We start from the raw sequence: 18,220 nt of genomic DNA on the forward strand, positions 1-18,220 counted from the left end.
AGCCGGCTTAGAAGCCAGTCTTGCTCGTTTTGAGAAGGATATTGGTCTCGGTCGAATTGATGCCGTTGACCAGCCGGATGCGACGCAGCGTCTCGTCGAAGGAGGCAAGGTCGCGATCCTCGAGCTCGGCGACGAAATCCCATTTGCCATTGGTGCTGTGCAGCGCGCGCACCTGCGGCAGGCCCCGCAACTGATCGGCCACCCTGTCGGCGAGCTTGCCAAGCACCTCGATCATCACGATGGCGCGCACGCCGGCGGAGCGCGTCTCATGACCGGTGCGGATGGTGAAGCCGACGATGGTGCCGCTGGCCACCAGCCGGTCGATTCGGGCGGCAACGGTTGCCCGCGATGCGCCCGTCATCGCCGCAAGCGAAGAGATGGAAATCCGAGCGTTATGGCGAAGTGCACTCAGAAGTTCAGTGTCGAGATCATCCACGCTGATCACTTTGTCAAAATATGTTTATCAATCTGCGCAATCATAATCCATTTCTGACACTTTTCCATCTTTTTGCCGCCAGCCCTTTATCCCACTATCGGTCGAAACAGGCCTCAACACGGAGCCCTCCAAAATGAATACCCACTCGCGATCTGTCACCCTCATCGGCGCGCCGCTGGAAGAAGGCTCCGGCCGCAGAGGGGCTGCCATGGGCCCTGCGGCCCTGCGCATTGCCGGCGTCGACCAGACGCTGATCGAGCTTGGCCATGACGTCGCCGATCTTGGCGATCTCAGGATCGTGCCGGCGATGGACCTGCCGAACCACCCGAAGGCTCACAATCTGAGGATCGTCGGTGCCTTCACCCGCGCACTCGAAAGCAGCGTCCACGACGTCGCCGCCTCCGGGCGTTTTCCGCTGATTCTTGGCGGCGACCACAGCCTTTCCATGGGCAGCGTCTCCGGCATGGCCCGTTATGCCGCCAGCAAAGATCGCCCTCTCTTCGTCCTCTGGCTCGATGCCCATGCCGATTTCAACTCTCCGGCGACATCGCCCTCCGGCAATATTCACGGCATGCCCGTCGCCTTCTTCTGCGGCGAGGCCGAGTTCGCCGAGATCCTGCCGAAGGGCCGTCCGTTCGTCGATCCGAAGAATGTCTTCCAAGTCGGCATCCGTTCGGTCGATGCGCGCGAGCGCGAGGAAATCCACGAACACGGCGTCAACGTCTTCGATATGCGCGCGATCGACGAGCAGGGCATCGGCGCCATCATGCGTGAGATACTCGATGTCGTCACCAAGGCGAACGGCCTGCTGCACGTCAGCCTCGACCTCGATTTCCTCGATCCCGAGATTGCGCCCGGCGTCGGCACGACGGTCCCCGGCGGCGCGACCTTTCGCGAGGCGCATCTGGTGATGGAAATGCTTTCGGACAGCGGCCTCGTCTCGTCGCTCGATCTCGTCGAACTCAATCCGTTTCTCGACGATCGCGGCAAGAGCGCCCGCATCCTGGTGGAGCTGACGGCAAGCCTCTTCGGCCGCCGCATCTTCGATCGTCCGACACGCGCCGCGTAAGAGCATGTCGAGCAAAAGTGTGCAGCGGTTTTGCGATTACGACATGCGTTGAAATAAGATTAGAGGGAGAACGGCCATGAACACTTCGGAAAAACTGATTGCCACGGAACAACGGCTCGGCGCCCATAACTACAAGCCGCTCGACGTGGTGCTGACGCGTGGCGAAGGTGTTTATGTCTGGGATACCGACGGCAACCGGTATCTCGATTGCCTATCGGCCTATTCCGCCGTCAACCAGGGCCATTGTCATCCGAAGATCCTCGCCGCCATGGTCGAGCAGGCGGGCAGGTTGACGCTCACTTCCCGCGCCTTCCGCAACGATCAGCTCGCCTATCTCTACGAAGAGCTTGCGGCTCTCACCGGCTCGCACAAGATCCTGCCGATGAATTCCGGCGCCGAAGCGGTGGAGACCGCCATCAAGGCAGTGCGCAAATGGGGCTACGAGGTCAAGGGCGTGCCGGAGGGCAAGGCGGAGATCATCGTCTGCGCCGATAATTTCCATGGCCGGACGCTGAGCATCATCAGTTTCTCCACAGATCCCGAGGCCCGCACGGGCTTCGGCCCCTATACGTCGGGCTTCCGCATCATTCCCTTCGGCGATGCCGAGGCTTTCGCCGCCGCGATCAATGCCAATACGGTGGCCGCCCTGATCGAGCCGATCCAGGGGGAAGCCGGCGTCATCATTCCGCCGGCGGGTTATTTCACGCGCATCCGCGAGCTCTGCACGGCAAACAACGTCACTCTTATCCTCGATGAGATCCAGACCGGCCTCGGCCGTACCGGCAAGCTGCTGGCGGAGGAACACGAAGGCATCGAGGCCGACGTGACGCTGATCGGCAAGGCGCTGTCCGGCGGTTTCTATCCCGTCTCGGCCGTGCTTTCGAATTCCGAAGTCTTGGGCGTGCTGAAACCCGGCCAGCACGGCTCGACATTCGGCGGCAATCCACTCGCCTGCGCGGTGGCGCGTACCGCACTCAAGGTGCTGACCGAAGAGGGCATGATCGAGAACGCCGCCGTTATGGGCGACTATTTCCTCGAAGGCCTCAGATCGATCCGTTCGAACATCGTCAGGGACGTACGCGGCCGTGGCCTGATGATGGCCGTCGAGCTGGAACCCGAAGCCGGCGGCGCACGGCAATATTGCCATGTGCTGAAAGAGCGCGGCCTTCTCGCCAAGGATACCCACGAGCATACGATTCGCCTCGCTCCTCCACTGGTCATATCAAGAGAGCAGGTGGATTGGGCCGTCTCGCAGATTGAAAGGACGATAGGCTGAGTAAATCGTCGAGATTCTTCTTCACCATCCCGAATAAGCCGGGACGATCCTGAATGCGCAAATTATCGGCTTGAGGAGATCGGCAGCAAAACTGCCTGGCTTTCATTCGAGTTTAAAAACCTTTGTAATATCGTCGCCCAATTTAGATTTGGGCAACACTCTTTCGCTAATGTCGTCGAGATAACCGTAACGATGCTTCGCCGAGCGCAAAGCCATCGCGTGGTATGAAGGCAAAGCTTGGCCGCGCCAATGGTGGCGCATCCGCTTCTGCCCTGGCTTACGACAGTTGGGAAAAATTCTAATGGCCACGATCAATTCGACTAACTTCAGCGGCGATACGCTCGAAATTATTGCCTTCCGCCTGCATGACCAGGAATTCTGCGTCAAGACCACGACCATCCGCGAAATCCGCGGCTGGGCGCCGTCGACACCGATCCCGCATGCCCCGGCCGATGTCATCGGTGTCATGAACCTGCGCGGCTCGGTGATCCCGATCATCGATCTTGCTTTCAAGCTCGGCATGAAGAGCACGGTCGCCAACGAACGCAGCGCCATCGTCGTCGCCGAAGTTCATAGCATGGTCATCGGCATGCTTGTCGACCGCGTTTCGGACATTCTCACCATCTCGTCCAGCCAGGTCCAGCCGGTGCCTGAAGTGACCGCCTCCTTCGACCGCGCCTATTGCGAAGGCATCATCGCTTCGGAAAATGGCATGATCTGCTTCCTGAACCTCGCCAAGATGTTCAAGGAAAACGAGACGGATGAACTGGCCGCCTGATTCGGACAATACAATCGAATGATGGAAACCGCCCGCTTCGGGCGGTTTTTTGTTGCGCCGTCATAAGCAGATTTCAACAGCTCATTTTTTCGGCTCTGATGTTGAATATTAGCGATGCCTTATACCGGATATTAACCATACTTCGTCAGCATGAATTACGAAGCATAAGGACGACACGTTCCCCGATAGACGTGAAAAATAGCCGGTTATCGGCTGTCTTCCCGGCGCCGGTATTTCTCGCCCGACCGGCTTCGCCTTACCAGTCGTAGCAGCATAAGCTGCTCATCTCATGGGGACGAGAATGTTTGGCCTATCTACCGATTCGAAATATGTTCTCAATGCCATTTCCAAATCGCAGGCGATCATCGAATTCGATCTCAAAGGAAATATCCTCAGGGCGAACGAGAATTTCTGCAACGCGCTTGGTTATCGCCTAGACGAGATCGTCGGCAAGCATCACAGCATGTTCTGCGAGACGGCCTATACGGCAACCCCGGAATATCGCGCCTTCTGGGCACGGCTCGGCCGTGGAGAATATGATGCCGGTGTTTATAAGCGCCTTGCCAAGGGCAACAGCGAGATATGGATCCAGGCTTCCTACAATCCTGTTTTCAAAGGCGGAAAGCCATACAAGGTGGTGAAATTCGCCGCCGATATCACTGCCGCCAAGAAGCAGGCGGTCGAGGATTCCGGCAAGCTGCAGGCGATCTCGCGCTCGCAGGCAGTGATTGAATTCACCCCGAAGGGTGAGATCCTGACCGCGAATGAGAATTTCTGCAAAGCCATGGGATATTCGCTGGCCGAGATCACCGGCAAGCATCACAGCATATTCTGCGATCCGGCCTATACGCGCACCGAGGATTACAGCAGCTTCTGGCGGCGTCTTGCCAATGGCGAATTCATCGCCAACGAATTCGTTCGCTTCGGTAAGGGCGGCCGCGAAATCTGGATCCAGGCGGCCTATAACCCGATCGTCGATGCCGACGGCAAGGTCTACAAGGTCGTGAAGTTCGCAACCGATGTCACCCCGCGCATGAGCGCGATTTCTCTGCTCGGCGGCGCGCTGCGTCAGCTGTCCGAAGGTGATCTGACAAGGACGGTGGACACGCCCTTCGTCCCGTCGATGGAACAATTGCGTCACGATTTCAACACCGCGATCAAAGGTCTTGCCGAGACGATGAAGACGATCGGCGAGAATGCCAGTGCGATCGCCAGCGGCTCACACGAGATTGGCTCATCGGCGGATTCCTTCTCCAAGCGGACGGAACAGCAAGCCGCATCGATCGAAGAGACGGCCGCCGCGCTGGAAGAGATCACCACCACCGTCAACGATTCCAGCCGTCGCGCCGATGAGGCCGGGCGCCTCGTCGCCATGACCAAACAGGGCGCCGAACAATCCGGTGTCGTGGTCCGCAATGCCGTCGCCGCCATGGGCCAGATCGAACAGTCCTCCCGCGAGATCACCAACATCATCGGTGTCATCGACGATATCGCCTTCCAGACCAACTTGCTGGCATTGAATGCCGGCGTCGAGGCGGCCCGCGCCGGCGAAGCCGGCAAGGGCTTCGCCGTGGTGGCCCAGGAGGTGCGGGAGCTCGCCCAGCGCTCCGCCACCGCCGCCAAGGAGATCAAGGCGCTGATCAACACGTCGGGCGAGCATGTCAGGAACGGCGTCGGCCTGGTCGGTCAGACGGGCAAGGCGCTCGAGGAGATCGTAACCCAGGTCGGCGATATCGACGGCAACGTCGTCGCCATCGTCGAAGCCTCCAGGGAGCAGGCAACCGGCCTCAAGGAAATCAACCAGGCCGTCAATACGCTGGACCAGGCAACCCAGCAGAATGCCGCGATGGTCGAGGAAAGTACCGCCGCCAGCCATAGCCTTGCCAAGGAAGCCGAAACGCTGCGTGTCCTGCTGACGAGGTTCCGTCTGCCAGGCCAGACCCAGACCGCCGGCAGGCATGAGGCAAGACAGACAGGCTCACCGGCGCTGCATCTCGTTTCACGTGTCGCGAAGGCGCAGGGCGCCGCCGCAGCAACCGCCCAGAGCTGGGAAGAGTTCTGAACCATGCCGGTACAAGGTGGCACCTTGACCGGATTGCGCTGTATACGACGATAAAGCGCGCCGCATGAAACCCATGCGACGCGCTTTGATGGCTTACCCGAACAGCGCGAAAGTCGCCCTCAGCGTCACCCAGACACCCCACAGCAGCGGAATGCCGACGACGGCCCAGGCAAGCATCGCCTTGGCGTCCAGCCCGCCTGTGCCGATGCCGAAGGAACCCGTCGGGCCGGCATTGACGGCCGCCGACTTCGCCTGCAGCGCGGCGACCTCGCCATCGGACATGAACCACTTGTCCGGCAGCGGCCTGATCAGCGCATTGGCGATGAGCCCGAGCGCCAGCATGCCGGCGAGGATATACATGGTGCCGGTATAGAGAGTTGGCCCGGGCGCGACGCCGGCGGCGATCTGCGCTTCGCGGATGTAGTTAACGACGACAGGCCCGACGATGCCGGCCGTTGCCCAGGCTGTCAGCAGCCGGCCATGGATGGCGCCGACGAACTGCGTGCCGAAGATATCGGCAAGATAGGCCGGGATCGTCGCAAAGCCGCCGCCGTACATCGACAGGATGATGCCGAAGGAGAGAACGAACAGCGCCTTGTTGCCCATGCCTGCGAAAGTGGGCGCCAGCGCATAGAGCACGATGCCGAGGACGAAGAAGCAATAATAGGTATTCTTGCGGCCGATCTTGTCGGAAAGCGACGCCCAGAAGAACCTCCCGCCGATATTGAACAGCGACAGCAAACCAGCGAAACCGGCGGCGATCGTGGCGATCGATGCCTTCTGCCCGGCGTCGAGCTGGGCGAAGCCGACATCCGGCAGGCCGATCAGCGAACCGGCAAAGATTTCCTGCAGCATTGGCGAGGCCATGCCGATAACGCCGATACCAGCCGAAACGTTGAGGCAAAGCACCGCCCAGATCAGCCAGAACTGTTTGGTCCTGTGAGCATTGCTGAGGTGCACATGTTTGCTGGTGATCATCGTGCTCTTGGCTGCAGGCGGCGTCCAACCCTCGGGACGCCAGCCGGCCGGCGGAATGCGATAGCCGAAGGCGCCGCCCATCATGAAGACGAAATAGATCACCGCCATGACGATGAAGGTCTGCCAGACGCCGACCGAACTATCGGTCTTGAAACTATTCATCAGAAGGTTGGCCAATGGGGCGCCGATCATCGCCCCGCCGCCGAAGCCCATGATCGCCATGCCAGTCGCCATGCCGCGCCGGTCGGGAAACCACTTGATCAGTGTCGAGACCGGCGAGATGTAACCGAGGCCGAGACCGATGCCGCCAATAACGCCGGCACCGAGCCACATCATCCAGAGCTGATGAGTGATGACGCCGATCGCGGCAAGAATGATGCCGCCGCACCAGCAGCAAGCGGAAACGACGCCCGCCTTGCGCGGACCGGCGCGCTCGAGCCAGCCGCCCCAGATGGCTGCGGACGAGCCCAGCAGAACGAAGAACAACGTATAGATCCAGCCGAGGTCGGCAACGCGCCAGTCGCAGGTCGTGGTGAACAGCGCCGAGGCGAGTGTCAGATCGGGGCAGGCCGTCGAGGCCGTGATCCCGAGCGACTTGGAAAGCGGCAGCCAGAACACGCTGAAACCATAGGCCATGCCAATGCAGAGATGGATGGCGAGCGCTGCCGGCGGCACCAGCCACCGATTGAACCCGGGCCTTGCGACAATCCTTTCACGATCGAGCAGGCCTACCCCCGCCAACGCCCCGTCTGTACGTGTTTCCGCTGCAGTCATGAAAACTCCTCCTTGATTCAAAATCTGGTTTGATTTCAGCTTTTGCGCAGGCAGGTTGCCCCCCCTCGCGCACGGCCGATCCTTGTTTTTTGGACTAAAGCATTGAATAAAGATATAAAGCGCGAGGAACGCGCTTTAGTGTGTTACCGGCTCCGGCTTTCGGATAAGAGGAACGGCCTGAAGCACGAGCGCATCCAGGCCGTTCTCTTCATTTTCCAGAATTTCGAACAATTGCCGTCGCATGCGAGGATCCCAGAATTTATTGATATGGGTGGCCACGCCCTGCGCAGCCTCGCTTTCCGGCTGGCTCTTGAAGAAGGTGGCGATCTGGTTTGCCATATAGACGAGCTTGGTCTTGGTATCATGCGACATCGGCAATGCTTCCGGGCGAGATGCGGTGCGGGTGGGTGAAAATCTCGAAATCCTCGCCACGCACCAGCGCGACGAGCGTCATGCCGGCTTCTTCGGCCGTGCGGATGGCGAGAGCCGTCGGCGCCGAAATGGCGATGAGCACCGGGCTGCCGAGGATCGCCGCCTTCTGCACCATCTCGACGGAGAGCCGGCTGGTGACGACGACGGCGCCGTCCCCTCCTCTTTCACTGGCGCCGATGACGGCGCCGCAGAGTTTGTCCAGCGCATTGTGCCGGCCGACATCTTCGCGCACGGCAATCAGCCCCCTGCCGGGAAGATAGAACCCGGCGCCATGCACCGCCCGCGTCTCGCGATGCAGCGGCTGTGCCTCGTTCAGAAGCGAAACGGCCCGCACGATATCCGCGTGCGACAGTGCCAGCGGCGATGTCGAAACATCAGGCACCGGCCGTACCGCCTGTTCGATCGATTCGATGCCGCAGAGCCCGCAGCCGACCGGTCCCGCCATGCTGCGGCGCCGTGCCCGCAGCCGATCGGCGACATCGTCGACCAGGCTCACCTGCACATCGATCCCCTGCTCACCCTCAATGACCTCGACGCCCGATATCTCCGCCGGCCCGGCAATGATCCCTTCGGTCAGACTGAATCCGACGGCAAAATCCTCGAGATCCGCAGGTGTTGCCATCATCACCGCATGCGAACTGCCGCCATAGGAAAAGGCGATCGGCACCTCTTCCGGCACGATTCGCGAACCCGTCTGGAGGATGCCGTTGCGGCGGGCGGTTTCGGGCGCATGGGCAGTGACGGTGAAGGTCATGATGCGCGTTCCGGTTTACAGAGCCGCCCCCGCATCGTCACTCCGCTGCCTCGAGCTTGCCGGCGATGCGGCGCGATTGCCGCGCCTGCTCGTCATATTCGAGTTGCCATTCGCTCGGCCCGTTGGAGGGCGAGACCTGCACCGCCGTCACCTTGTATTCCGGGCAGTTCGTCGCCCAGTCGGAGAAATCGGTGGTGATGACGTTCGCCTGCGTCGTGGGATGATGGAAGGTCGTATAGACGACACCCGGCGCGACGCGATCGGTGATCAGCGCCCTGAGCGTCGTGTCGCCGGAGCGGCTTCCGAGCTTCACCCAGTCGCCGTCGCGAACGCCGCGCTGCTCGGCATCGTGCGGATGGATTTCCAGCCGGTCTTCAGCGTGCCAGACGATATTCTCGGTCCGCCGCGTCTGCGCTCCGACATTATATTGGCTGAGGATGCGGCCGGTTGTCAGCAGCAGCGGGAAACGCGGACCGGTACGTTCGTCGGTCGCTACATATTCGGTGCGGATGAACTTGCCCTTGCCGCGCACGAAGCCATTGACATGCATGATCGGCGAGCCGAGCGGGTTCTTCTCGTTGCAGGGCCACTGCACCGAGCCCATTTTGTCGAGATAGTCGTAGGAGACCATCGCAAAACTCGGCGTCGTCGCGGCGATCTCGTCCATGATCTCCGACGGATGGGTGTAATGCCAGTCGAGCCCCATCGCCTGAGCAAGCTTCTGCGTCACTTCCCAGTCGCCAAAACCGTTGCGCGGCGACATCACCTTGCGCACACGGTTGATGCGGCGCTCCGCATTGGTGAAGGTGCCGTCCTTCTCGAGGAAGGTCGAGCCCGGCAGGAAGACATGGGCGTAATTGGCGGTCTCGTTGAGGAACAGATCCTGCACGACGACGCATTCCATCGCCGCAAGCCCGGCCGCGACATGTTTGGTATCGGGATCGGACTGGAGGATGTCTTCGCCCTGGATGTAGATGCCTTTGAAAGAGCCATCGACTGCCGCATCCAGCATGTTCGGAATACGCAGGCCTGGCTCGTTGTTGAGCTTCACGCCCCAGAGCTTTTCGAAGATGTCACGCGTCGCGTCGTCGGAAATGTGCCGGTAGCCCGGCAGTTCGTGCGGGAAGGAACCCATGTCGCAGGAGCCCTGCACATTGTTCTGGCCGCGCAGCGGGTTCACGCCGACGCCCGGACGGCCGATATTGCCGGTCGCCATCGCCAGGTTGGCGATCGCGATGACCGTGGTCGAGCCCTGGCTGTGTTCGGTGACGCCGAGGCCGTAATAGATCGCACCGTTGCCACCCTTGGCATAGAGCCTTGCCGCGCCGCGCAGATCCGCCGCCGGCACGCCGGTGAAGATCTCGGTCTCTTCGGGACTGTGCTGCGGTTCGGCGACGAAGGCGGCCCAATCCTCGAACTCCGACCAGTCGCAGCGCTCGCGGATGAACGCCTCGTCAAAGAGGCCTTCGGTGACGATCACATGCGCCAGCGCCGTCATGACCGCGACATTGGTGCCGGGCTTCAGCGGCAGGTGATACGAGGCCTCGATATGCGGCGAGCGGACGATATCGGTGCGGCGCGGATCGATGACGATGAGCTTGGCGCCCTGGCGCAGCCGCTTCTTCAGCCGCGAGCCGAACACCGGATGCCCGTCGGTCGGATTGGCGCCGATGACAACGACGACATCCGAATGCTCGACGCTGTCGAAATCCTGCGTGCCCGCCGACGTGCCGAACGTCTGGCCGAGGCCGTAGCCGGTCGGCGAATGGCAGACGCGGGCGCAGGTATCGACATTGTTGTTGCCGAAGCCGGCGCGGATCAGCTTCTGCACCAGATACGTTTCCTCATTGGTGCAGCGCGACGAGGTGATGCCGCCAATCGCCTCGCGGCCATATTGATACTGGATGCGGCGGAACTCCAGCGCCACATGCGCGAAGGCTTCGTCCCAGCTCACTTCCCGCCAGGGATCGCTGACCTTTTCGCGGATCATCGGATTGAGGATACGGTCCTTGTGGGTGGAATAGCCATAGGCGAAGCGGCCCTTGACGCAGGAATGGCCGCGATTGGCCTGACCGTCCTTCCACGGCACCATGCGCACCAGTTCCTCGCCGCGCATCTCCGCCTTGAAAGAACAGCCGACGCCGCAATAGGCGCAGGTGGTCACGGCCGAATGCTCCGGCTGGCCGATCTGGATCACCGATTTCTCCGTCAGCGTCGCCGTTGGGCAGGCCTGGACGCAGGCGCCGCAGGAAACGCATTCGGAATCGATGAAATGCTCGTGCATGCCAGGCGAAACGCGTGAGCCGAAGCCGCGGCCCTCGATCGTCAGCGCGAAGGTGCCCTGCACTTCCTCGCAGGCGCGCACGCAGCGCGAACAGACGATACACTTGGAGGGATCATAGGTGAAATAGGGATTGGATTCGTCCTTCGGCATCCATTTCAGATTGATGTCGCCATTGCTGCGCGCCTTGACGTGGTTGTCGCCCTCATAGCCGTAGCGCACATCGCGCAGGCCGACGGCGCCCGCCATGTCCTGCAATTCGCAATCGCCGTTGGCCGCGCAGGTGAGACAGTCGAGCGGATGGTCGGAAATATAGAGTTCCATCACGCCGCGGCGGATATCCTTCAGCCGCCCCGTCTGCGTGTGCACCACCATGTTTGCCGCCACCGGCGTCGTGCAGGAGGAGGGCGTGCCGTTGCGGCCCTCGATCTCGACCAGGCAGAGCCGGCAGGAGCCGAAAGCGTCGACCATGTCGGTGGCACAGAGCTTCGGCACCTTGATGCCGGCCTCCATCGAGGCGCGCATGATGGAGGTGCCCTCCGGCACGCTGATCTGCTGTCCGTCGATGGTGAGGGTCACCATGGCCTCGGATTTCGAAGCCGGAGTCCCGTAGTCGATTTCATGGATGAGAGACATGATGGGTCTCCTTGCTTGAGATGGTGAGGTCAGCGCAGGCGTTCCATGAAAAACGCGTCATTCCGCCGCCTCCACCAGAGGTGCCGGCGAAAAATCGTCCGGGAAATGCGTCATGGCGCTCATGACCGGATAGGGCGTGAAACCACCCAGCGCACAGAGCGAGCCGAACTTCATCGTGTTGCAGAGATCGGCAAGCAGCGCCCGGTTCTTCTCCGGTTCGATGCCGTGAGCGATCTTGTCGGCCGTCTCCACGCCGCGCGTCGAGCCGATGCGGCAGGGCGTGCACTTGCCGCAGCTTTCGACGGCGCAGAATTCCATCGCGAAACGCGCCTGCTTCAGCATATCGACTGTGTCGTCGAAGACGACGATGCCGGCATGGCCGATAAGCCCGTCCTTGGAGACAAAGGATTCGTAATCGAACGGCGTGTCGAACAGCGCCCGCGGGAAATAGGCGCCGAGCGGTCCGCCGACCTGCACGGCTTTGACCGGCCGTCCCGTCACCGTACCGCCACCGATCCTGTCGACGATATCTCCGAGCGAAAGACCGAAGGCCGTCTCAAAGAGGCCGCCATATCTGACATTGCCGGCAATCTGCAGCGGGATGGTGCCGCGTGAGCGGCCCATGCCGAAATCGCGGTAGAAGGCCGCACCCTTTTCCATGATGACGGGCACCGAAGCCAACGAGATCACGTTGTTGATGACGGTCGGACAGTTAAACAGCCCCTTATGCGCCGGCAGCGGCGGCTTGGCACGCACGATGCCGCGCTTGCCCTCGAGGCTGTTGAGCAGAGCCGTCTCCTCGCCGCAGACATAGGCGCCGGCGCCGGTGCGCACCTCGATATCGAAGGCGCGGCCGGATCCGAGCACCGATGGTCCGAGAATACCGGCCTGGCGCGCGAGGCCGACGGCCTCGGTCATGACAGCGATTGCATGCGGATATTCCGAACGCGTATAGACAAAACCCTTGGTCGCTCCGGTCGCGAGCCCTGATATCGCCATGCCTTCGATCAATACGAAGGGATCGCCCTCCATGATCATCCGGTCGGCAAAGGTGCCGCTGTCGCCCTCATCGGCATTGCAGACGATATATTTACGTTCGCCGGCGGCATCGAGAACGGTCTTCCACTTGATGCCGGTGGGAAAGCCGGCGCCGCCGCGTCCGCGCAGGCCGGAATCGGTGACTTCCTTGACGATTTCGGCTGATGTCATCGAAATGGCGCGGCGAAGACCGGCAAGACCGCCATGCGCCTCGTAATCGCCTAGCGAAAGCGGATCGGTTACGCCGCAGCGGGCGAAGGTCAGGCGAGTTTGTTCCTTGAGGAACGGGAGGTCTTCAACCTCCCCGAGACAGAGCCGATGCTCGCCTCCATCAATCATCCCGGCATCGAACAGATCAGCCACATCCTTGGACTTCACCGGTCCATAGCCGATGCGCTTGCCGGCAACCTCGATCTCGACTAGCGGTTCTAGCCAGAACATTCCGCGCGAGCCGTTGCGCACGATCTCGGCATCGAAGCCGCGGGCGGCGATCTCCTGGGCAATCGCCTTTGCCACCTTTTCGGCCCCGAGCGCCAGCGCTGCGGCATCGCGCGGAACATATATCCTGACAGTCATCGGCGTGCCTCCGCGACGAGTTCCGCCGCCGTCTGTTCATCGACCCGGCCATAGACCTCGCCGTCGAGCATCGCCGCCGGCGCGCAGGCGCAGAGTCCGAGACAGTAGACCGGCTCCAGCGTCACGCCGCCATCGAGCGTCGTCTGATGAAAATCGATGCCGAGCAGCGTCTTGACGCGTTCGGCCAGCGCATCGCCGCCCATCGACTGACAGGCTTCGGCGCGACAGAGCTTCAGCACGTGCCGGCCGGCGGGATGGTCGCGATAATCGTGATAGAAGGTCACCACGCCATGCACCTCGGCACGCGAGAGGTTCAATTCCTCCGCGATAACAGGCATGGCTTCCTGCGGCACATAGCCGAATTCCTGCTGAACCTCGTGCAGAATGGGAAGCAGCGGCCCTTCGAGAAAGCGAAGATCGGCGACGATGGCTCGGGTGCGCGCTGCAATATCGCCTTCGGCGATATGAATGGTCATAAGGCAGCCCTCCCGGCGGCTTGCTCGTTGCGGAAGAGCAGGCCTCCCCCGGCTGAGTGCTATTCCGCAACCACCATTTCAGGGAAGCAGCCGGTAATCAATAAAGCTATCTCGTTGCTTGATAGTTTTTTTCTATCAGAGTTCTTCATCTTGCACGAGCACCCTCGCCTCGTGCAGCAAGGCAGATACAAGCGGCGTGAAGGGCTCACGATAAGGCGCGACAAGGCCGACCAGATGGTGCGCCTCCGGCTCGACGATCGGGATCATGCGGATTTCCACTGGAAATCCAAAGGATTTGGCCACGTTCCGCGGCATGATGCTCGCCCAGCGTCCAGTCCTGACATGCGAGAACAGCACGATCATCGAGTTGGATTCGAGCGTCGGATGCGCTGTAGCGCCTGCTTCCGTCAGGTGGCGGTTGATGATCCGACGGTTCTGCATGTCGGCAGTCAATAGACAAAGCCGAAGATCGCCGATCTCCCGCCAAGTCACGTTGTCGCGATCGGATAGCGGGCTGCCGGCAGCCGTGATCAGATTATAGCGCTCGGCATAGAGGGGAACGGTCGTGACGCGGCCGAGCGGCTCGTTTTCGAGATAGGTGATGCCGGCATCGATTTCGAGGTTTTCGAGCATGCTCAGCACCTGCAGCGAATTCCGCGAGACGATCGAAAAGGTCACGCCGGGATGCCGCTCCTGAAAAGGCGTGGTGATGCGCGAAAGCATGGCGAGCGCGGTCGGAATGGCGGCGAGGCGAATGTGGCCGGAAAGGCCGCGGCGCGCGGCGCGCATCTCTTCGCGCATGGTGCGGGCATCGCCGACGATGCGCCTGGCCCATTCGAGCACGCGCTGCCCTTCCGGCGTCAGCCCCTGGAATCGCGAACCGCGCTGCACCAGCATGACGCCAAGCTGATCCTCGAGCTGCCGGATGGCAGCCGAAAGCGTCGGCTGCGAGATCCCGCACTCCTCCGCGGCGCGGCCAAAATGCTTTTCATTGGCAAGGGCGATGAAGAATTCCAGCTTGTCGATCATCCGATCTCCCGATCCGGCATGACATCATCCGGGTCAGTTCATCTTTGACGCAGCTGCCGTGCTCCGCAAGGGCGATCTCTAGATCAGGATGATTTTAGGCCCGATCGGCCTAAAATCTGAATCCTGATCTAAATCAAAGAAATAGAGCATGATGTCGTCCGAATACCACGCACACTTTTCGGCATCATGCTCTAACTGTTTTCTGCAGCCGGAAAAAGATCGAACAGCGATTCGAGGAAGGCAAGCACGCTGACATTGCCGATGCTGTAATAGACCAGCCTGCCCTCACGGCGCGTATGGACCAGGCCTTCCAGCCTCAAACGCGCGAGTTGCTGCGAGACCATGGCCTGCTGTATGCCGAGGATATTTTCGATCTCACCCACCGTCCGCTCCTCGTTAGCCAATATACAGAGGATCAGAAGTCGGGTTTGGTGCGCTAGCGCTTTCAGCAGATCGCTCGCTTCGTGGGCTTTACCAGCGAGTGTGTGCAATTCCTGGCCGGTCATCCCCGGCTCGGGTTTGGGCAGCGGCATTCGGTATCTCGGAAGGGAGCAATAAGGTAGATCAGCACAATAGCATATTCGCACAAGCGAATTGGTCAAAAGTGATGAAATGTCAAAAAAAGTCCAAACAAATCAGCAGATAAGCTGACCTCCGTTAATCTCGATCACCTGTCCGGTGATGTAGCCCGAGAGCGAGGGAGCCGCCAGGAATAGGTAGGCCGGCGCACAATCCTCCGCCGTGCCGAGCCGCTGCAGGGGGATGGATTTTCTCGTCTGCTCAAGCTTTTCGCGGGAGGAATAGCGCTCATGGAATTCCGTCTCGATCGTTCCCGGCGACACGCAATTGACGCGGATTCCGTCCGGTGCAAGCTCACGGGCAAGCGCCTTGGAATAGGTCGCAACGAAGGCTTTCGAAGCCGAATAGATCGACGAACCGGGGCTGCCGCCGGTCAGCGCCGAAATCGAAACCGTGTTGACGATGGCAGCGCCCTCGGCCGCCTTCAATGCCGGCAGCAGCGCGCGCGTCAACGCCACAACCGATGTCTGGTTGAGCCGCACGACCGCCTCATATTCTGCGTCGGTGAGCGTGGCAGCGGGAAAACGGCCAAGCATGGTGCCGGCGTTGTTGACGAGTACATGCACCCTGTCGAAGAAGGCGAGAGCATCTTCAGCAAATTGGGCTGCCCCGCCGACTGCTGAGAAATCGGCATGCAGCAGCAGCGCCCGTCTTTCGGATTCGGCCGTCAGCAGGAAATCCGGCAGGTCGCGTCCCGGCTTGCGCCCGGTATGGACGATCACTTTCGCGCCGCAGTCCAGGAACTGCCGGGCCACTTCAAGGCCGATGCCGCGACCGGCGCCAGTCACCACGACATTGCGATTTTCGAACAGTCTGGGATGGAACACGAAGCCGTCCTCCTCGCGGACGATGCCGCCGGTTGCGTCATTCGCCCTTAACATATGACCGCGCCGACTGAAAGAAAGGCGCGCATCGATCTTTCCCGGAGAAGACCGGGTTAGCTTTCGGTCTCCAGAAGCCGCGCTCCTGGCCCCTCCTTGCCCAGCCGGTCGCAGGGATTGCGCAACGGACAGCTTTCGATCGACAGGCAGCCGCATCCGATGCAGCCGGTCAGACGGTCGCGCAGCAGGCTAAGCCGCCTGATTCGCGCGTCGAGATCATCCTTCCAGCGCGCCGACAGCGTCTGCCAGTCGGCGACGGTCGGCGTGCGTCCCTGCGGCAGAGACTCGAACGCCGCCTGGATTTCCGAAAGCGGAATGCCGACACGCTGCGCCACCTTGATGATGCCGAGCCGGCGAAGCACATCGCGCCCATAGCGCCGCTGATTGCCACGGGAGCGAATGCTCGAGATCAGCCCCTTGGTCTCGTAAAAATGCAGCGCCGAGACGGCCAGGCCGCTGCGCTCCGCCACTTCACCGACCGTCAGGAGCTTGCCGAGCGGCACTGCAAGAATTGTATCCATCGCCTCTTGACCTCAATATTAGTTGAGGTTTTATAACCCTTGCTCCTGCAATCGTAAAGTCCAATCGCAATAAGGAGCGACGCATGCAAACACCCACCAGGCTGGCTGTCATCTATGGGAGCACGAGAGAGGGCCGCATCTGCGACCGGGTGGTCAAATGGCTGACGCAGGAGCTCGTCCGCTTCCCGCAATTTGATATGGATATCATCGACCCGCTCGATTTCGCGCTGCCGGTCAACCGTGACACGACGCACCCCGAAATCGACAGGCTCGCCGGCCGGCTTGGCGTGGCCGACGCCTTCATCATCGTCACGCCGGAATACAATCACAGCTTCACCGCCCCGTTGAAGTCGATCATCGATCTCTTCTTCGAGCCCTGGCAGGGCAAGCCGGTCGCCTTCGTTTCCTATGGCGGCATCTCCGGCGGCCTGCGCGCCGTCGAACAGCTGCGGCTCGTCTTTGCCGAACTGCACGCCGTGACGATCCGCGATTCGGTGAGCTTTGCCGCACCTTGGAACCGCTTCGACACGGAGGGACGGCTCGACAATCCCGCCGACACAATCCGCTTGCTCGATCGGATGATGACGAGGCTGGAATGGTGGACACGGGCACTCGTCACTGCCCGCAGCGATCGTCCCTACACTGACACAGAGCGCCGCGCGTCTTTTCAGACGCGCTAAGGACGCTCTATCACTTTGAATCTGCGTATAATCCTTTCCGAAAATCGATTCCGATTTTCGGGGTTATGCGCTAGCCGCCTGAGGCAGAAAGCTCCGGTTCCGTTCCCGGCAGGTACGGAACCATGGGAACACCCGGGTAGGACCTCCGCCCGGGTGTTTCCCGCCACATCAGGCTCATTCCGACCGCGCGGACGGGTTCGCAATTTTGCGGTTGCGGGGAGAAAAGCCCGGTGATAGTTTCCGCGCAAATAACAGGGGAGCTCCGTATCGCCGGGGCTGAGATGTGAGGTGCAAGCCTCTGGACCCTTCAAAGCTGATCTGGGTAATGCCAGCGGAGCGAGGTTCAGATGTTCTCAGGCGCACAAGTGTCACTCTATCCGATGTCCGGCAATTTCGTCGGCATCATTCTCGATGCCGTCAAGGCGCTCGATCCCTATCGCGACCGGCTGCGCATCGAGACCGATGACATCTCCACGCTGCTGGTCGGACCGCCTGACATTCTCTTCGCCGCCATGCACGATCTATTCGTCGCCGCTGCAAAGACCGGCGAGCATTGCGTGCTGTCCGCCGCCGTTTCACGCGGCTGCCCCGGCGAGCCCGACGACGCCATTTGCGGCGTCAACCCTTCCCTCGGTCAGGCGGAGCCGCTTGCCGACCGCATAAGAGCCGCACTTGCCGCCGTTGAAATCACCGCCGAGACCGGACACCCGACCGCTGCGCAATTCTCGCTCTACGTCATGGGCACCGGTACCCATATGGACGAGATCTATGGCTGCATCGACTTCCTGAAGCGCTCCGGCACTTTCGACCGCGCCAAGAATTTTTGCACCAGGCTTTCTGGTGATGCCGGCGCGGTCTTCGCCACCATTCGCGAGGCCTTCTATCGCTTCGGCGACCCCGAGGGACATGTTACCCTCGATGTCACGGTTTCCGCAAACAGCCCGACGAAGGTCTGAAATCGAAC

17 protein-coding genes and 1 riboswitch are annotated in these 18,220 nt (G+C 61.0%); of the genes, 6 read left to right on the forward strand and 11 right to left on the reverse strand.

Going from position 1 to position 18,220, the window contains the following annotated elements; all coding sequences use genetic code 11:
* Nucleotides 1-7 precede the first annotated feature (7 nt).
* Nucleotides 8-445 carry an Lrp/AsnC family transcriptional regulator gene (locus RLCC275e_RS19950; RefSeq protein ID WP_171816875.1) on the reverse strand — a complete coding sequence of 146 codons (438 nt, stop codon included), beginning with the start codon at nt 443-445 and terminating at the stop codon, nt 8-10.
* 124 nt (nt 446-569) lie between these two features.
* On the opposite strand from RLCC275e_RS19950, the gene rocF reads away from it, so the two are divergent.
* The 4 genes from rocF (at nt 570) to RLCC275e_RS19970 (ending at nt 5,621) form a co-directional block, all read left to right on the forward strand.
* The gene (rocF, locus tag RLCC275e_RS19955; RefSeq protein WP_033179374.1) at nt 570-1,505 is read left to right on the forward strand and encodes an arginase; all 936 of its coding nucleotides are present in this window, start codon (nt 570-572) and stop codon (nt 1,503-1,505) included.
* A 76-nt stretch (nt 1,506-1,581) separates the two neighbouring features.
* The gene (gene rocD, locus RLCC275e_RS19960; RefSeq protein ID WP_033179375.1) at nt 1,582-2,781 is read left to right on the forward strand and encodes an ornithine--oxo-acid transaminase; all 1,200 of its coding nucleotides are present in this window, start codon (nt 1,582-1,584) and stop codon (nt 2,779-2,781) included.
* 301 nt (nt 2,782-3,082) lie between these two features.
* Entirely contained in the window at nt 3,083-3,559 is a 477-nt protein-coding gene (locus RLCC275e_RS19965) for a chemotaxis protein CheW (protein ID WP_003543427.1), read from the forward strand.
* 301 nt (nt 3,560-3,860) lie between these two features.
* Nucleotides 3,861-5,621 (forward strand): methyl-accepting chemotaxis protein, encoded by a 1,761-nt coding sequence (locus RLCC275e_RS19970; RefSeq protein ID WP_033179376.1) that lies wholly within the window; start codon nt 3,861-3,863, stop codon nt 5,619-5,621.
* A 93-nt stretch (nt 5,622-5,714) separates the two neighbouring features.
* Here the strand turns inward: RLCC275e_RS19970 and RLCC275e_RS19975 are convergent, their stop codons facing one another.
* From RLCC275e_RS19975 to soxR, 10 genes are all read right to left on the reverse strand, one after another.
* The gene (locus RLCC275e_RS19975) at nt 5,715-7,373 is read right to left on the reverse strand and encodes an OFA family MFS transporter (RefSeq protein WP_033179377.1); all 1,659 of its coding nucleotides are present in this window, start codon (nt 7,371-7,373) and stop codon (nt 5,715-5,717) included.
* Nucleotides 7,374-7,508: 135 nt separating this feature from the next.
* The gene (locus RLCC275e_RS19980; protein ID WP_018448151.1) at nt 7,509-7,745 is read right to left on the reverse strand and encodes a formate dehydrogenase subunit delta; all 237 of its coding nucleotides are present in this window, start codon (nt 7,743-7,745) and stop codon (nt 7,509-7,511) included.
* A complete protein-coding gene (gene fdhD / locus RLCC275e_RS19985) occupies nt 7,735-8,559 on the reverse strand; it encodes a formate dehydrogenase accessory sulfurtransferase FdhD (protein WP_033179378.1) in 825 nt (274 codons plus the stop codon). The genes RLCC275e_RS19980 and fdhD overlap by 11 nt, the downstream gene beginning before the upstream one ends.
* Before the next feature lie 37 nt (nt 8,560-8,596).
* Nucleotides 8,597-11,476, reverse strand: coding sequence for a formate dehydrogenase subunit alpha (gene fdhF / locus RLCC275e_RS19990; protein WP_033179379.1), 2,880 nt, complete (start codon nt 11,474-11,476; stop codon nt 8,597-8,599).
* 57 nt (nt 11,477-11,533) lie between these two features.
* Complete coding sequence (locus tag RLCC275e_RS19995; protein WP_033179380.1) at nt 11,534-13,090, reverse strand: formate dehydrogenase beta subunit; 1,557 nt, start codon at nt 13,088-13,090, stop codon at nt 11,534-11,536.
* A complete protein-coding gene (locus RLCC275e_RS20000) occupies nt 13,087-13,566 on the reverse strand; it encodes a formate dehydrogenase subunit gamma (protein WP_130678444.1) in 480 nt (159 codons plus the stop codon). The genes RLCC275e_RS19995 and RLCC275e_RS20000 overlap by 4 nt, the downstream gene beginning before the upstream one ends.
* A 135-nt stretch (nt 13,567-13,701) precedes the next feature.
* On the reverse strand, nt 13,702-14,595 hold the full coding sequence (locus RLCC275e_RS20005) for a LysR family transcriptional regulator (protein WP_003543441.1): 894 nt from the start codon (nt 14,593-14,595) through the stop codon (nt 13,702-13,704).
* Between the two features lie 191 nt (nt 14,596-14,786).
* On the reverse strand, nt 14,787-15,128 hold the full coding sequence (locus RLCC275e_RS20010) for an ArsR/SmtB family transcription factor (RefSeq protein WP_033179381.1): 342 nt from the start codon (nt 15,126-15,128) through the stop codon (nt 14,787-14,789).
* A gap of 102 nt (nt 15,129-15,230) precedes the next feature.
* The gene (locus RLCC275e_RS20015; RefSeq protein WP_024323362.1) at nt 15,231-16,001 is read right to left on the reverse strand and encodes an SDR family NAD(P)-dependent oxidoreductase; all 771 of its coding nucleotides are present in this window, start codon (nt 15,999-16,001) and stop codon (nt 15,231-15,233) included.
* Between the two features lie 110 nt (nt 16,002-16,111).
* Nucleotides 16,112-16,576: a redox-sensitive transcriptional activator SoxR gene (gene soxR, locus RLCC275e_RS20020; RefSeq protein ID WP_033179382.1), complete on the reverse strand. Its 465-nt coding sequence runs from the start codon at nt 16,574-16,576 to the stop codon at nt 16,112-16,114.
* 83 nt (nt 16,577-16,659) lie between these two features.
* Between soxR and RLCC275e_RS20025 the strand changes: the two genes are divergently transcribed.
* Nucleotides 16,660-17,256: an NADPH-dependent FMN reductase gene (locus tag RLCC275e_RS20025; RefSeq protein WP_033179383.1), complete on the forward strand. Its 597-nt coding sequence runs from the start codon at nt 16,660-16,662 to the stop codon at nt 17,254-17,256.
* Nucleotides 17,257-17,499: 243 nt separating this feature from the next.
* Nucleotides 17,500-17,613: riboswitch (TPP riboswitch) on the forward strand.
* Nucleotides 17,604-18,212, forward strand: a complete 609-nt coding sequence (locus RLCC275e_RS20030; protein WP_033179384.1) for a YkoF family thiamine/hydroxymethylpyrimidine-binding protein — start codon at nt 17,604-17,606, stop codon at nt 18,210-18,212. (Overlaps the previous riboswitch by 10 nt.)
* Nucleotides 18,213-18,220: the final 8 nt, after the last annotated feature.

The sequence above is a fragment of the Rhizobium brockwellii genome (assembly GCF_000769405.2).
GTDB classification, from domain to species: Bacteria; Pseudomonadota; Alphaproteobacteria; order Rhizobiales; family Rhizobiaceae; genus Rhizobium; species Rhizobium brockwellii.